The sequence below is a fragment of the Pseudoalteromonas sp. McH1-7 genome, from assembly GCF_013366255.1.
Taxonomy (GTDB): domain Bacteria; phylum Pseudomonadota; class Gammaproteobacteria; order Enterobacterales; family Alteromonadaceae; genus Pseudoalteromonas; species Pseudoalteromonas peptidolytica.
In genome coordinates this window covers 58,943-75,057 of sequence record NZ_JABWPQ010000017.1, presented here as the reverse complement: position 1 = coordinate 75,057, position 16,115 = coordinate 58,943, and the positions used below count along the sequence as shown (strand labels likewise).

At 43.0% G+C, this 16,115-nt stretch carries 12 protein-coding genes; 8 read left to right on the top strand and 4 right to left on the bottom strand.

Annotated elements, in window-relative coordinates:
* Positions 1 to 40: 40 nt before the first annotated feature.
* Together hrpB and HUZ36_RS13035 are read left to right on the top strand one after the other, a co-directional pair.
* Positions 41 to 2,551, top strand: a complete 2,511-nt coding sequence (hrpB, locus tag HUZ36_RS13040) for an ATP-dependent helicase HrpB (protein ID WP_176033080.1) — start codon at positions 41 to 43, stop codon at positions 2,549 to 2,551.
* 384 nt (positions 2,552 to 2,935) lie between these two features.
* Positions 2,936 to 4,057 (top strand): hypothetical protein, encoded by a 1,122-nt coding sequence (locus HUZ36_RS13035; RefSeq protein ID WP_176033079.1) that lies wholly within the window; start codon positions 2,936 to 2,938, stop codon positions 4,055 to 4,057.
* A 247-nt stretch (positions 4,058 to 4,304) separates the two neighbouring features.
* On the opposite strand, the gene HUZ36_RS13030 is transcribed toward HUZ36_RS13035, so the two are convergent.
* Entirely contained in the window at positions 4,305 to 4,844 is a 540-nt protein-coding gene (locus HUZ36_RS13030; RefSeq protein ID WP_128732846.1) for a hypothetical protein, read from the bottom strand.
* 12 nt (positions 4,845 to 4,856) lie between these two features.
* Positions 4,857 to 5,264 carry a hypothetical protein gene (locus HUZ36_RS13025; RefSeq protein WP_125254406.1) on the bottom strand — a complete coding sequence of 136 codons (408 nt, stop codon included), beginning with the start codon at positions 5,262 to 5,264 and terminating at the stop codon, positions 4,857 to 4,859.
* A gap of 237 nt (positions 5,265 to 5,501) precedes the next feature.
* On the opposite strand from HUZ36_RS13025, the gene HUZ36_RS13020 reads away from it, so the two are divergent.
* From HUZ36_RS13020 to HUZ36_RS21975, 5 genes are all read left to right on the top strand, one after another.
* Entirely contained in the window at positions 5,502 to 6,758 is a 1,257-nt protein-coding gene (locus HUZ36_RS13020) for an efflux RND transporter periplasmic adaptor subunit (protein WP_176033078.1), read from the top strand.
* Positions 6,759 to 6,769: 11 nt separating this feature from the next.
* Positions 6,770 to 7,492 carry an ABC transporter ATP-binding protein gene (locus HUZ36_RS13015; RefSeq protein ID WP_176033077.1) on the top strand — a complete coding sequence of 241 codons (723 nt, stop codon included), beginning with the start codon at positions 6,770 to 6,772 and terminating at the stop codon, positions 7,490 to 7,492.
* Positions 7,492 to 9,921: an ABC transporter permease gene (locus HUZ36_RS13010; RefSeq protein ID WP_176033119.1), complete on the top strand. Its 2,430-nt coding sequence runs from the start codon at positions 7,492 to 7,494 to the stop codon at positions 9,919 to 9,921. Before HUZ36_RS13015 ends, HUZ36_RS13010 begins: the two co-directional genes overlap by 1 nt.
* Positions 9,922 to 10,151: 230 nt before the next feature.
* Positions 10,152 to 11,486: a sigma-54-dependent transcriptional regulator gene (locus HUZ36_RS13005; RefSeq protein WP_176033076.1), complete on the top strand. Its 1,335-nt coding sequence runs from the start codon at positions 10,152 to 10,154 to the stop codon at positions 11,484 to 11,486.
* A complete protein-coding gene (locus HUZ36_RS21975; RefSeq protein WP_176033075.1) occupies positions 11,479 to 12,750 on the top strand; it encodes a sensor histidine kinase in 1,272 nt (423 codons plus the stop codon). Before HUZ36_RS13005 ends, HUZ36_RS21975 begins: the two co-directional genes overlap by 8 nt.
* A gap of 305 nt (positions 12,751 to 13,055) precedes the next feature.
* Here the strand turns inward: HUZ36_RS21975 and HUZ36_RS12995 are convergent, their stop codons facing one another.
* A complete protein-coding gene (locus HUZ36_RS12995; protein WP_176033074.1) occupies positions 13,056 to 14,516 on the bottom strand; it encodes a hypothetical protein in 1,461 nt (486 codons plus the stop codon).
* A gap of 737 nt (positions 14,517 to 15,253) precedes the next feature.
* Here HUZ36_RS12995 and HUZ36_RS12990 point away from each other — a divergent pair.
* A complete protein-coding gene (locus HUZ36_RS12990) occupies positions 15,254 to 15,658 on the top strand; it encodes a GNAT family N-acetyltransferase (RefSeq protein ID WP_241651738.1) in 405 nt (134 codons plus the stop codon).
* Here HUZ36_RS12990 and HUZ36_RS12985 read toward each other — a convergent pair.
* The gene (locus tag HUZ36_RS12985) at positions 15,655 to 16,107 is read right to left on the bottom strand and encodes a pyridoxamine 5'-phosphate oxidase family protein (protein ID WP_125254412.1); all 453 of its coding nucleotides are present in this window, start codon (positions 16,105 to 16,107) and stop codon (positions 15,655 to 15,657) included. The genes HUZ36_RS12990 and HUZ36_RS12985 overlap by 4 nt on opposite strands.
* Between the last annotated feature and the right edge of the window lie 8 nt (positions 16,108 to 16,115).

Here is a 16,115-nt window from a genome sequence, read left to right as displayed (position 1 = left end):
TATTATGTAGGGTAAAACAACCTAAAAAGTACGACCCGTTTTGTTACCCATAGAAGCTGTTATTCCCGATATTATTTCAACACTTGCCTCAGATAGTCGTTTGGTATTACAAGCGGAGCCGGGTGCAGGTAAATCTACCTTAGTACCGCTGCGATTATTACAGGCAGGCTTATTCGGTGATAAAAAAATTATCATGCTAGAGCCACGTCGAGTTGCAGCTAAATCTATTGCGCATTATTTAGCAAAGCAGCTAGGAGAAACCGTTGGTGAGCGGGTGGGTTACCAAATTCGCAACGAAAAACGCCTGTCGGCTAAAACACGGTTAGAGATAGTCACTGAAGGGGTATTAACACGCCGTTTGCAAGCGGATCCTGAGCTGGTGAATGTTGGCTTGATTATTTTTGATGAATTTCATGAGCGCTCTATTCATGCTGACTTAGCGTTGATGCTGGCATATGAAGTACAACAAGCTTACAGAGATGACCTAAAGCTGCTAGTCATGTCGGCAACCATAGATACCGCACTGTTATCTCGCTATCTCGATGATGCCCCGATACTGACGTGTCCAGGAAAAACTTACCCCGTTGACGTCGCCTATTTTGGTAAACCGTCGCAGTATTTGTCTGATCATGTTCTGCGTGCATTGCAACAGGTACTTAGGGTGCAAGAGAGTGGCGATATTTTGGTGTTTCTCCCAGGTCAAGGAGAGATAGTACGCTGTATAGAAGCCTGCAAAGCCACACTTGGAGAGGACATTATATGCTTGCCGCTATACGGTGGTTTACCATTGGCAGAGCAAGAAAAAGTATTGAGCAAACAAAGTGCCGCGGTGAGACGCGTAATTTTTGCCACAAATATTGCTGAAACCAGTCTGACCATAGAAGGGATCACGGGTGTGATTGACTCAGGACTTGAAAAGCGTCTGACTTATGATGTGAAAAGTGGCCTCTCTCGGTTGGATACGGTAATGATATCTAAAGCTTCTGCCACTCAGAGGGCAGGACGAGCAGGACGTTTACAGCCAGGGTACTGTTTACGTTTATGGCAAGAAAGTGCGCACAATACCTTGAGTGACTTTCAGCCAGAAGAGATAACGACCACCGATCTTTGCTCGCTAGCGTTGGAGTTAAGTGCTTGGGGTATAACGCAATACCAAGATGCTAATTGGCTAAGTGCACCGCCAGAACGACACTTTACGGTTGCCCGTCAACTTAATCACGCGCTAAACCTCGTTGATGAACAAAATAAAATTTTAACCGCTGGGCAAATGGCATTGGCGCTGGGGGTTGCGCCAAGGTTGGCAAGCATGCTATTGCATAGTAGCACATTACAAGAACAGCAAATTGCTTGCTTGTTAGCAGCGATGTTAAGTGAACGAGATATTCAAATACAAGCCAAAAACAGTGATATTACTCGGCGATTGTTGGCATTAGTTGAGTATAGTAAAGACAAAAAGACCGCCACTAGTGCCTACCGCCTGCATCGTGCGACCACTGAAGTTGTACTTACTTTAGCCAAGTCTTTTGCTAAAAAGTTGGGTATTGTGTTAAACATCGAACGCCTCTCACTTACCGATATACATAACCATACTGCTAGTTTGCTACTGCATGCCTTTGTTGACCGCGCTGCGCAAAAGCGTGCTCACGGTGACAATCGTTATTTACTTGCCAATGGTAGAGGCGTAACGCTACGCGAAGCAGATACGCTGCAAGGTGAGGAATATTTAGTGGTATGTGATGTGGATGGGAAAAACAAAGATGGCCTAGTATATCTGGCTTGTGCGGTGAGCCAGAGCCTACTCCTTGAACAGTTAGCCTCGCAGTTAAGCGAGGAAACCCATTATCAGCTAGACAATAAAAAAGAAGCGATACTTGGGCGTCGCCGTCTATGTTACCAGGCACTTATCTTAAAAGAACAAAACCTAAGTCAGATCCCTGCTTGTGAATTTGAGTCATGTGTGAAGGATATTTTAACTTCACAAGGACTTGGGCTATTAAACTGGTCCGCAAAAAGTCAAGCTTGGCTTGCACGAGCGAAATGGCTTGGCGAACACGTGGATGAATTTCCGTGTATCTCAGAAGCCCATTTAATCGCGCAGTTAGATACGTGGTTGCTGCCTTATCTCAGCGGTGTGAGTACTATTAAGCAATTAAAACAATTGGACATCTTTAATTTGCTACAGGCAACACTGACGTGGGATCAACAGCAACAATTAGCGTCACAGGCTCCCGAATTTTATATTACACCCAGTGAAAAACGTGTCTTGATCCGCTACGACGAGCATCAAGGTCCGACGGTGTCCGTGGTGCTGCAAGAAATGTTTGGACAGCTAGAGTCACCCATGTTGGCTGGTGGTAAGGTTGCGGTACGCTTCGAATTATTGTCGCCAGCCAAAAGGCCTATTCAAACTACCAGTGACTTAGGAAATTTTTGGCGCACCTCTTACTTTGATGTAGCTAAAGAGATGCGTGGCCGATACCCCAAGCACCGTTGGCCAGATAAGCCGCTAGAAGAAAAACCTGGTCGCTCGATAAAACCTAAATCTCATTAATTGACGAAAGGCGAGTGGTAGGAAAAACTCCATCTTGTTCTTGTCTGCATAAATTAATGCTGTAAAGAGGCTTATATCTAGCTTTTATGCAGAAGTATTAGACATGATTGAAAATGGCCTGCTTTGTATTTAGGTCTATCGGAAAACTTCGCTCGCAACAAACGCGGTTACTCGTTAAGCTTGATGTAATACCAATTTGATTTAATACTTGCTCAATTTGAAGGAGTCAATCTGACGCTAACAGCGTTAAAAATTTCTCATTTAGAACAACTAAATAACAAAATTTTTGCCTAGTTATCGACAAGATTTTCTCGCCTCAAAATAGACCACTTAATTAAGAAAATTGGTATAAAACGCGTGGCTATAGTTGAGGGGGAGAAATAGATGCAAATAAAAAGCAGGCAGCTAGTTATTTTTTTATTGTTAATAATGCTGGTGTTGGCCAGTTGGCTGCCGCCATTTAACGCTGCGATGATGGCGTTTATTGACGAAGCGTTACTTCAGTCTTCATTGGTCTATGCTTCTGCTCGTACCGTGAATGGTGCGATTTCTTTGCTGCAATCGGCAGAACTCGGCATAGGCGTAGCGAGTATTCAGCCAGCTCAGTTGCTCGATCCTATCAATGACTTAGCAGAATACATATCTAATGTAATGCAGCTGGCGATAGGCTCACTGTTTATTCAACGAATTCTATACTCTATTTCAACCCATGTTATGTTTAGTATCGCGTTTACGGTAACCGTGGTTGGTTACATAGTGTGCTCGTACATGGGGCTTTGGCAACATGTGCGAACTAAAATACTAGCGACTATGATATTGATCCGGTTTTTAGTACCTTTCGTTATTTTATCGACAGGCGTCACCAGTCAGTTGTTGTTAGATAATGAAATAGATAAACAAAACCAAGTTGTCTCTAGTAGTGTTGATGTATTTCAATCACAGGCGACGCAGACCAGCAGCCAAAGTGCTAGGTTAAAGTCCAAGGTCACTGAGCAAAAACAAACACATCGTGGGCATATTGAACAACTAACCAATCAACAAGTTCAGCTGCACGGTGAAGCGACTGAGCTCAGCGCACAACTTCAAGCACTATCAAAAGACATTGAAGCAGCGCAAGCTAATCGCAGTTTGTCACAGTGGCTAACATTTACTAAAAGTGAAGAAGCTAAGCCACTTATAGAGAAGCAGCAACAACTAGACAGTAAAAAGGCAAAGCTAGATAACCAAATCGCACTCATTAATAGAGAGAAAGACCAACATCAACAAGCTATTAATGAATTAAATGAGCAGCTTCAAGGTGATACAGAAGGCACACTCAGTCGAGCAATTAAAGCGGTATCTGGTGGAATTACTGATATGCTTAATGCCGCAGAGTCTTTATTTATTGATTTTTTGAATGTGGTTTCGCTACTAATATTAAAATTAGTACTCATGCCACTGTTATTTTTCTATTTAGCGAGTAAAGCCTTTAAGGGAATTTGGCGATATCATCACACTGCTTCATGAGCATAATACCAATTTGACTTAATACTTGCTCAATTTGAAGGAGTAAATCTGACGCTAACAGCGTTAAAAATTTCTCATTTAGAACAACTAAATAGCAAAATTTTTGCCTCGTTATCGACAAGATTTTCTCGCCTCAAAATAGACCACTTAATTAAGCGAATTGGTATAATGTAAGCTTTGCTTAAAGATCAGAACGCAGTAACGTAAAGGGTATCAAAAAGCTGAGTAGTAGGCTCAGCTTTTGGGTTTAGTTGATGTTTTGCTCTAAGAACACCGACTTTTCTATTTGTTCAAAGATACCCTGATAATAATTAGGGTCGACTATCATTTGCGACTCGACGATTTCACCATCGCTATTTAGGCGTTTAGCCACCGCATTAATCCTAAGTCGACTACCGCTTTTTATTGGGGCAACATTGGCAGAGACATCAACAGTAAGTATATCATCCATGTTGTTGTCACCAAATATCCAGTTTAAGCCGAGGGTGAAATAGGTTGCCAGTGCTTTGGTGACCGCTTCGGTGGTATTGGTTTGGGTGGTGGAGTAATTTGCTATTAGCACACCTGAAGATGAGTCTGACGCACTGATAGTAAACTCTCTATCCAGCAGTGCGTTGACAAGTGCACGGTAAACCAAAATAGACTCTGCATCGCTATATTCTTTGGTTTGTAAGCTACGCACTTCCATCGTTGACATTTGTGGCGCGGAACTTTTACATCCACTCAGCATAAGCAGTGTTGTCGCAAGTACGACACCTTTAACGGTTGCTGTTACTAGGGCGTTCATTGATTATTGCTCCTAGAACGAACTGGTATGATACGCTACTTTTTCGACTGTATCTCTCTTATCAAACTTGATGACAACCGTGAGCGTCTTAGTACTAACCTTACTTTTGTCATAGCCCGTTGACACTATGCCACCGCCATTCCCTGAAAAGTAGCCCAATGTTCCCGAGTTCGTTTGAAACACTTGCTCTTTGGTAAATTTGTCATAGATCCACACTTCTTTGCCATCAGGATCGGTCTTGACAATATTAGGGCTGCCTAATGCAATAGCGACGTCACTGGCCGGAAGGCCATTTTTGATTTCTTTTTGAACCACACCAACAGTCAGGTTTTTATCTGCGGGTGTGTCGTTATGTGGAGTTGAATTACAGCCTGAAAGCGCCAGTACTGCACTAACAGAGCAGATGAGTAAGCGGTGCATTTTATTACTTTCCTTCGTTAATGTATCAGGGACTAACTTAGCTCAAAAAATTAGCAACTGCAATCACAAACTACAGACTTTGGCGACGCGCACTACATGCTTGTCCCAGCGCTGTTGAATATTGTCCCATTATTGGGAGAGTAAACGAAAAGGAGACTGTTAAATTGACTATATATCAACAGGTTACTTTTGGCATGGTGTTCGCTTTATGAAATCAAAAAACAGTGCGATAACACTATGGACATTAAAATCAGCCGCAATAAATCCTCTCGTCAGTCACCCATTTGGCGGTGGCTAGGTATAACGCTTAGTGTGTTTGTGGCACTGAGTTTTTTGCTATCTCAAGAGCATAATCAGCTTGATGCGAATACGATTACCTTTGCACCAATTCAAAAAAGCTCGATACAGTATAGCGTTTCTGGGTATGGAAAATTACGTTCGAAACTTAGCCGAGAAATCACCACAACATTTTCCGCTCAAGTAAGCACGGTCGAGTATCTTGCAGGCACAAAAGTGGAGCCAGATACCGTTATTATGCGCTTGATTAATCCTGAGCTGACGCAAAGATTGCAGCGTGAACGGTTAACACTTGCTAGGCAACGCGCCAGTGTTGACGCATTGAAGCTCAGTCAGCAAAGTGAATTACTTACCTTGCAAGGGCAAATAGCACTGCTCCATAGTGAGTGTGAGAGTGCCAAACTCCGAGAGCAAGCTGAGCGACTGTTAGTGAAACAAGGCATTGTTTCAGAACTTGATCATAAGCGCTCCGTCCTGACTCTTGAACAGCTAAAAACCCGCGTTTTACTCAGTGAGCAACAACTTAAACAAATGCAAGCACTACATACAAGAAGTATTGAGATTGAGCAGGAGTTGCTAAAAGAATATGAGCTGAGCCATGACATAGCAAAACAAGCTGTGGAACAACTGAACGTCAAAGCTGGGATCGCAGGGATGTTGCAAGCTGTGAATGTGAGTCAAGGGCAAGCAATTACACCGGGGCAAACTCTTGCGGTGGTGGGCAGTGAACGTCTGCTGGTGGCAGACTTGTTAGTACCTGAACGAGAGGCCAGTGAGGTAGTGATAGGGCAGCCGGCGATGATCAATACCTTTGTCGGTAAAGTTGCTGCAACGGTGAGTCGTGTTGTACCGGTTGTTCAAGACGGTCGTATCGCCATTGAGCTGGCGTTAATGGGGACCCTGCCAAGTAACGCGCGTCCGGCGCTGACCATTGAGGGTAAAATCTTTACTGCAAGGATACAGGACGCGCTCTCAATCCCCCAATTACCGTGGCTGTCTCCACAATCCAATAGCGACTTATTTGTTTTAGATAAACAAGAAAATGTACTCATCAAAAAAAGTTTCAAGTTTGGTAAACTAGCCGGCAATGCCATTGAAATACTTGAAGGCGGCTCAGCCGGTGAGCAAGTGGTGATGTCAGATATGTCAGCTCATCAACACTTAAAAAAAATAACAATTACATCACTCAATCGGTAAAGGAAAAGCAAATGGATAATACAATTTTGGCATTGCACCAAGTAAGCAAGGTTTACTACGGTCAGGATGTAGAAACCCATGCGATTAGTAACATCAGTCTAAACATCAAAGCAGGTGATTATCTCGCAATTACAGGGCCATCCGGCTCGGGTAAGTCGACGTTACTCAGTGTTTTAGGGCTACTAGAGGAGATCACCTCAGGCAGCTATTGCATTCAAGGTGTTGAAACCAGTTCACTCGATGCAGATACTCAGGCAGAACTGAGGAATTTACATATTGGTTTCGTATTTCAATCATTTAATCTGCTCGATGGGTTAACCGTATTTGACAATGTTGCGTTACCGCTACACTACCGAGAACCAATTCTCACAGCTCAAGAAATCGAACAGCGCGTGATACGAGCGTTAACGCAAGTAGAGATGTCCCACCGAGCCAATCACAAACCGAGTCAATTATCAGGAGGTCAGCAACAGCGCGTAGCTATTGCCAGAGCGCTTGCGGGCGAGCCAAGTATTTTGCTGGTGGATGAACCCACAGGTAACTTAGATTCTAAGAATGGTGATGCGGTGATGGCCTTGCTAAACAGCCTCAATGAACAAGGTGTTACCATTTGTATGGTTACTCATGACACCCGCTATGCAGGCTACGCAAAACAGCAAATTCAACTGCTGGATGGAGTATTGGTGTCAAAAAGCAAAGAGTCTCACTCAGCTGATTTATCGGAGGTTATGTGATGACTTTGATGCAGCTCCAACGGCAAACCACACTGGCCATCAAAAGCTTACTTCAAGTGCCTAGTTTCTGTATTACATTAGTGTTGACCTTGGCGCTGACACTAAGCTGTTTTTTTGTTGCACTGAGCCTGTTTAGCGGCTTTTTTATTAAACCTCTTGATATAGAGAGTGAGTCACGCTTTGTGGTCATTGAGCAAAGCAATATCTATCAAGATCGGGTATTTGAAGGCATGCAAAGTGTTCAAAACATGCTTAATTGGCGACAAACCGAGGCGCTTTATCAAAAGCGTGCTTTGATCAGTAGTTTTTCGGATGTCGTCGAAAACCTACCAGGCTCACCTAAACTGACGCTGAGTTTTGTAAGTGATGACTACTTCACTATGATGAAAATGCCACTTGCGCTGGGTCGATACTTGACTACGACTGAAGATATTAATCAGAAAAACCCTGAAGTGATTATTTCCTATCCATTGTGGCAAAAGTATTTCAATGGTGAAGCTCGCGTGCTGGGCGCGAGCTTACGGATTGTTGATAAGCTATATACCGTGGTCGGTGTCGCTGCTCAGGCCTATTCAGACCCTTATTTTTTAAACCAAGGTAAGGGAGAGCTATGGTTAAGCTTCTCAGAGAATGAACGATTTTTTGGTACCAAGCGTGGTGAATATCATCCATGGACAAGTAGGCAGGAAAATCTCAAGTTATTGGCGATACTTACCGAGCAAGGCACACACAGCACTTTAGCGCAGCAGCTTTATCAAAACAGTCTCAGGCATCGAGGAGAATGGCAATCAGCAGAGCAAGAATTACAGGATATTAAACCTATCATACGTCTATACCGGGATGTAGAAGTAGCAGGCCATGATACCTTGGCTATTGTTGTGCTACTCAGTGTGATGTGTTTGGTGCTCATTGCCATTTTTAATGTAAGTAACTTATTCATCTCTCGCGCTCACACGCTTCAACAACAGCTTGTGCTGCAGGCAATGCTTGGTGCAAAGCGTGGTGTATTGTTTCGTGGCATTTTCCTCGAAGCGTTATTGCTAGTTGCAAGTGCCGTGGTGGTTGGGCTATTTTTTGCGGCGTGGCAACTGCGGCTAGTACAATCCCTGACTCACAGTTACTTACCGCTTATTGATACACTCTCTCTGGACTCTACTGTGTTGCTTAGCGCAGTTTTGATAGTGCTGTTGTTGGCGTTATTGTTTGCTTTTGTAACGTCGCGTATGGTTAATTTTAATCAACTCAGTCAAAGCATACGTACTTCGGGCAAAGGGAGTGTGAAAGCGCTCAGCATGCAGATGACCAAAACACTGGTTGCGGTTCAGCTATTTTTTACCACCGTGCTGGTGTTTGGTGCAACGCTTGTGCTGAGCAAAAGTGCGGATACACTGTTGCGACCCCTTGGAACTCAGGTAGATAATATGTACAGTGTGATGCTACATATACCAAATGACTCGACGCCATTTCCCAAGCGCTACACACACATTGAAGACTTTAAACAGGCACTCAGAAAAATACCCGGTGTGGTGGGGGTAGCACATGGTGAAAGCCCATTACAAAACGACTTAGCGGTGGTTGCGATGCGGGATCTGGCTGGTGAATGGATGCCAAGTATGATCCGAGCAAATGTAGGTCCAGATTATTTTGCATTAACAGGGCTTTCGCTGATTGCTGGGCGCACATTTAGTGAAGCGGCGATTAGGGGGGACAAAGAAGAAGTCATTGTATCAGAAGCAGCCGCACATGCGCTAAAGCCGGGGGGCAATGTTCTCGGAGATACATTCTTTATATTTAACCCCGATGTCCCAGCTGAAGTGGTCGGGATCTCACAAAATTTCAACCATCCAAAACGTTATACCGAGCTTCAAGGCAAGACGGCTTGGTTGCCTGCGCTTCCTTTTGGTTACCCATTTATTATTGAAATGGAACCTGATGTAACACTGACGCGTGCTCAAGTTCAATCGGCTATTCAATCCGTAGCAGGTCAGGCTGGTATATGGCGGTTTTTAGACCTAACACAAACATATCATAAGCTTACATATTTAGAACGTCTCACATTGTTGTTAAGCTTTGGGCTATGTGGCTTTAGCTTATTGTTATGCGGTGTAGGTATATACGGCGTGCTCAGCTATAGCTTTGAGCAACGACGATATGAGTTTGGTATGCGCATGGCGCTGGGTGCGAAAAAACATCGTTTATATCGCTTGTTAATATCAGACACGCTGATACCAGTTTGTGCGGCAATTTTTGTCGCTGTGACAGTCGTAGTTGGGCTGTACTTGAGCGCGCCATCATCTGAGTGGGTTTTAGTCAAGCCAAGCTGGTTTTTGGTAGTGCTGATGACACTACTTACTTTTGCACTTTTCTGTGCAGTATATCCGATGAGACAACTCATCAATTCCGCTCCAATGAGCGCAATAAGGCAATAAAAGTGTGGGTAAGAACCTAATACCAATTTGAAGGAGTGAATCTGACGCTAACAGTGTTAAAAATTTCTTATTTAGAACAACTAAATAACAAAATTTTTGCCTTGCCTACAGGATGTAGGTACCTCGGCGTGAGCAGGACGCGGAAGCGTTGTTATCGACAAGATTTTCTCACCTCAAAATAGACCACTTAATTAAGAGAATTGGTATAAACAAACAAGAAGTAGGAAACGATGACAGCTGTTTTAATCATTGAAGATAATCCTGATGTGCGTATGTCTGCAACTATTTTGCTGCAAAGCCACGGTTATCAGAGTATCGAAGCTTCACACCCTGACGAGGCAAAAGTCATACTTGCAGAGCAACCTGTTGCACTGATTTTACTGGATATGAACTTCAATAAAGACACTACCTCGGGAAAAGAAGGGCTGCAATTTTTGATGTGGCTTCGGCAAGTGTCGATAGAGGTGCCTGTGGTAGTCATCACGGCTTGGGCCAAAGTCGAGTTGGCGGTACAAGCAATGCAGCTAGGTGCGTGTGATCTAATCGAAAAACCATGGCAAAACCAGCGCTTGTTAAAAACCGTTAAACGCCACATTGAAACAAGGCAAACAACTACTGAGCCACCCACAAATAACACGCAAAATAAAATGCCCAGTCGTTTACTACAACAGGCACTAAGGGTTGCAAAAACCGATGCAAATGTATTGATATTGGGAGAAAATGGTAGTGGTAAGAGCCAGTTAGCAAGGTACATCCATAACAATAGTCTACGTAGTGAGCAGCCTTTTGTTAGTGTTAATATGGCCGCAATTCCCACAGAGCTATTTGAAAGTGAGTTGTTTGGTCATCGCCAAGGGGCGTTTACTGATGCGAAAGCGAATCGCACAGGGCGCTTTGAAATGGCTCAAAATGGGACTTTATTCTTGGATGAAATTGGCAGTTTGCCGGTAGCACAACAGGCAAAACTGCTCAGAGTGCTGGAAAGCGGAGAGTATGAAGTGCTCGGCGACTCAAAAACCAGTAACAGTAATGCGAGGATAATTTCGGCTACTAATGTTGATCTAAGCGACGCGGTGAAAACTGGACTATTTCGCCAAGATTTACTCTATCGTTTAAATACGGTTATCTTAACCGTCCCTGCACTTAGAGCGCGAGTCGATGAGCTACCCAGTTTAGCGACTCATTTCTTAGCGCTACATACCAAGCGCCATGGCAATGACACCGGTGGTGAACGCAGCTTAAGTAATGCAGCAATTGCAAAAATGAAAGCATACTCGTGGCCTGGCAACATTCGAGAATTATCCCATGTGATTGAGCGTGCAGTGATTTTAGGGGCGCACTCTGTGATAGGTGCACAAGATCTTGAGTTAGATGAAGATTTTCACGAGCAAGATATGCCGTTGCTAAGCCTTGAAGAGGCTGAAAAGCGGATGATAGAAAATGCTATTCGTCACTTTGAGGGAAATGTGGTTGCCGCTGGTGAGTTTTTGGGGCTGAGTAAATCTGCAATTTATCGACGTGTAGAAAAACATGAAATCAAATTAAAGGGCAACCAAGGTGGCTAAGCTCACATCCGTTGAGCAAAAACTATGGCTTGGTTTTGCGGTCCCTTTAGTCACTCTTGCTGTGCTATTAATTGCGACCATTATTTATTTTGAGCTGACTTTATTGGGGGCAATAACCTTACTTTTAGCCTTACTAGTGCCTTCTTTACTGTCACTTTGGTATAGCTACAACAAGGTGATGTCAGTACTTGATAACCTTGCTGTGCAGCTAGATAGCATCTCCAACGAGGAGCTAACTGTATGGCAATTATCTAGCTATCAAGGTGGTCGAGTCGCAGCGCTAAAAGCCGAAATTCAGTTAGTTGTTGAACGATTACAGCAAAAACGGCAAGAATATGGTCAAAACGAGGCTTTTGTCTTTAATTTTATCAGTGAGCTAACACTGCCAGTACTTGTGCTTGATGGTCACCAACAGGTTTATTTTGCCAATCGTGCTATGGCGGACATATATCCAAATATGACCCTAGATGGGATACCAGCGTCAAAATTGGCATTAAATCAGGTCGATGAACAGTGGCAGTTACAACAACACTCTTCGCGCTACAAGATAGCATCACACCCACTTTATCGCGGGCAGCGTGTCTATCAATTGCTGGTTTTTGTATCGGTGGAGCAAGCGCTAAGAGACAACGAGAAACAAGTCTGGCAAAAGTTACTTTCAGTGCTAAACCATGAGGTTCGTAACTCCCTTACTCCCGTGTCTTCCATGGCGCAATCATTACAACAAGACAGAGACGCAATTCCATTGGTAACGCAGCAAACAATGCTAGGGGTGATAGAGAGTCGTGCGGCACACTTACAGCAATTTGTTGCAAATTATGCGCAAATTGCTCAATTACCTGCGGTAGAAAAACAAACGATAGCGGTTGAAGTATTAGCTAACCGCTGGCAAGCGCTCTTTCCTGAAGTGCAAATAGACGTACTGAGTTCAGGTGTACTGTATTGTGATGAACCGCAGCTCACACAAGCCATGATTAATCTCGTGAATAACGCACTACAAGCAAATCAATTAGCTTCGAAGCAAGGTATTACACTCACCATTGAAAAACGGCAACAATGGCAACTTTGCCTACAAGATAATGGCGGTGGCATTGATAATTTAGATAATCTTTTTGTCCCATTTTATTCCACTAAACCGAACGGTTCGGGCATTGGTTTAGTACTCAGTCGAGAAATCATTCGCAATCAACAAGGCGAGCTGTACTTGAGTAATTTAGCGGACAATCAAGGGGCTAAAGCGCTGATCACGTTTCCTTTGTGCTAATTGTACAGAGCGTCTGTTATACCAATTAGACTTAATACTTGCTCAATTTGAAGGCGTAAATCTGGCGCTAACCGCGTTAAAAATTTCTTATATTAGAACAACTAAATAGCAAATTTTTGCCGAGTTATCGACAAGATTTTTTCGCCTCACAATAGGCTACTTAATTAAAATAATTGATATTACCAGATCTGGGTTTGGGGTGATTAACGCCTTGCTGGCAACCAGTTATTGCCAATGAAGTTGCATCGCTATCCCCAAACCTCAGATTAAGTATTTCATTTATATAGCGCTTCGCGAGAGTAACATTATGGGTTACTGTTCACTTTTATAAACAGTCCCGCCATAGAGGTATCTGCGGAGTGCGTCATCGGTGCATTTTCAATACCAACAGCGGTAATAGTACCTGTGTCATGTACCGATAAACTTTGAATACTCGCAGAGCGCTCGGTGTGGTATGTTTCGATGGATAGATCAGACAAGTTTTCTATGTCCAGTTGTCCGATAAACCCATTGGTGTGTTCAACCCAGCTATTTGTGTCTACTTGCACACCACCGATATGACCGTAAAGATAAAGTGTATTATCAGCTATTGCCAACCCTCTCAGCACATCTTCTTTGTCTATGTTATACCAATACCGCTGAGGTATTCGTTCACCATGATAAACCTGTATTAAACCAACATCCCATTCACTAGAATAGCGCGTACTATCTGCTTTGCTTCGCCGCGCTGATACACCGATAAACACGGTATCTTGATGCACTTTGATATCGTCAATCAAAGAAGAGTGTTCATCGCTAATAAACTGCTCATTAAGCAACTCGCCATTGAGGTCATATGTTTTTACAATGACGTGCATGTCACTTTGCGCAACATCTTGGGGGACTGCATGAACCGTCGAAAATTTATGGTTATATGCGGGGATTGCATCTGTGCTGATGTTTTGAGCGCTATAAAGGTAGCCATTATCAGAGACGGCAATTTCTATTGCTTCTGAAGCCCGAGAGCTATTACCCCAATACCGAATATCGATAGGTTTTTGCCACATTAGTTGTAAATTGGCGTCATATTTTGCAATTTTTCGTCCGCCATTATTATAACTAACATATAAGTTTTCATCATGGCAGGTGAACTTAGCATTATTAAAGCGCCACCACGTGATACTGGTTTGAGTGTATTTTGTGTCGCTAAGAGGGTCACCTGTCGGGATGATAGTGAAAGGATTGAGAAGCCAAGCGTTTTTGTCAGTGGGTATATCATATTTGACATCCATTGATAGTGCTTGCATTGGTGCGCTTTTTAGCTGTACGCCAGTTTCATCATAACGCTCTAGTTGCACACTGAATATATCGTCGCCTTCTTGTATAAATCGACCAAGAATGTATTCACCCGAATCGAATACACAAGCATCAACAAACCCCTCAGTCGATTGTTCGAACTGATAAGTTTGACCGTTAGGATCAGTGATGGCATAAAAACCTTCTTTATTTCCCGATTCTTCAATACTTGACGTTTCTCCTAGCACTAATAGCTTGTCATTTTTTAAGTTAAAGACGCGCTCCAAAGCTGTGGTGTAACCCAAATCGCTGGAGTACAGGCTATTTTGTTGATCAAGTGCGCTGAGGTTGAGTTTATTTTCCAGAGGGTTAGGCGCAGGGTTGGGAGCAATATTTTTTGGGGGAGGCACAGTGTTTGAGTCTGAAGCGCTTCCACCGCAGCCTACCAGCGATGTGGTAGCGCAAACGAGTATAGTCAGTATTACACGCATAATAAAATCCTTTCAAAAGTAACACCATTTGCTTTACTCAGCATTCTGTATTGAGGCAATAAGATTTTATCTACATTACGTTTCCATCTAACAAAGTACCTATTTGGGTGATGGGGGACTCCATCTGGTGATGTTAGAAAGAGGCTATTAACGCAATCTTAGTTATGTACTTCCTCAAACAGCTCAAGTGCTGAGTCAAAATAGTGAAACGGGTTAGCGAATCTGTAATTCATAATAAGTAGAGCAACCTTTTATACCAATTGACCTTAATACTTGCTCAATCTGAAGGCGTAAATCTGACGTTTACTGTGTTAAAAATCTCTAATTTAAAACAACGACATAAGAAATTTTTGTCTTGCCTGCATGGACGTCGGTACTTTGGCGATAGCAGAACGCGGTAGCGGTGTTATCGACAAGATTTTCTCGCTTCAAAATAGACCACTTAATTAAGAAAATTGGTATCAATTAAGGTCAGAAAATATACTAACTTAGGTACGGGATGGAAGTGTAAAAGAGTGTAATTATGGCAGGTTAATTTGTTACGCTGATTGGGACATATAAGCCCTGCGTCTTAATCAAAGCTTGTATTGATACCAGGCTGATTTGTTGCATTATGACAAACAATCACGCAAACCAAATTTCAGATATTAAGTGCAAATCGAACAATTTTATTTAACTTCACAATTTACCCACAAACGTTGCGGATGATATAGGCCTACTGTTTAGGGGGAGCGAGCGTGGCAGAATTAGAACTTATTCGAGTTGATAAATACAGTGAACAGACAATGACACATCTGTTGGAGCAGAGCGATTATCCGCGTCAACTTGGCTTGTTTGAGTTATGCTGTGCAACGAACATGGCATATTTATTATATGTAGATGGCAAGTTGGTGGGCTTCATTGCGATATGTATTTCAAGCCGCAGAGAGTTTGAGGTCTGTGCACTCTATATTATTCCCTCAGAACGCAGAAAAGGGTATGCCAGCCAGTTTATGGCGCATATCTGGTCTATTTATAAGGGATGCTGGAAGGTCAAGAAAGAGGGCGATACACCCAGCTCTCGTGCATTTTGGCATGCTGTTTTGAATACCAAAGGCAAGTCTGCGAAGCAAAGTCAAAATACATTCGACTTCGCCGTTTAATACCACTCACCTTTTTCAAGCCAAAATGCGCGTCCAAAACCACCAACGTACCGTACTCGTGTAACAACCACTCGCCAAAGGTTAAAATCGCCGAGCATGGCATATTGCTGTGCCTTTTCATGGGTGGCAATAAACTGGTCAATTTGCGCGCGGCTTTCATCTCTCGATAATTTATGGGCATGGCCTAAAATAGTGACTCGAGCATTTTCAACGTCTGCGACATCACCATCGTCTAAAATCATAAAAGAAAGCTCAGAGTGTTTAATTAAATTCTTCGTGTGCTGTGCTATATCGCTGATAAAAAAATAAAAGTGGTTATCATCAAGAAAGATATATTGGGCGATAGAGGAAAAAGGAAACCCTTTTTGATTGCTTGATAGGGTAGATAAAAACGCGCTCTTATGTTTTTGACACAAGGCCTTAGCTTCTATGATAGCAGTTTTTCTCACTGTAATAT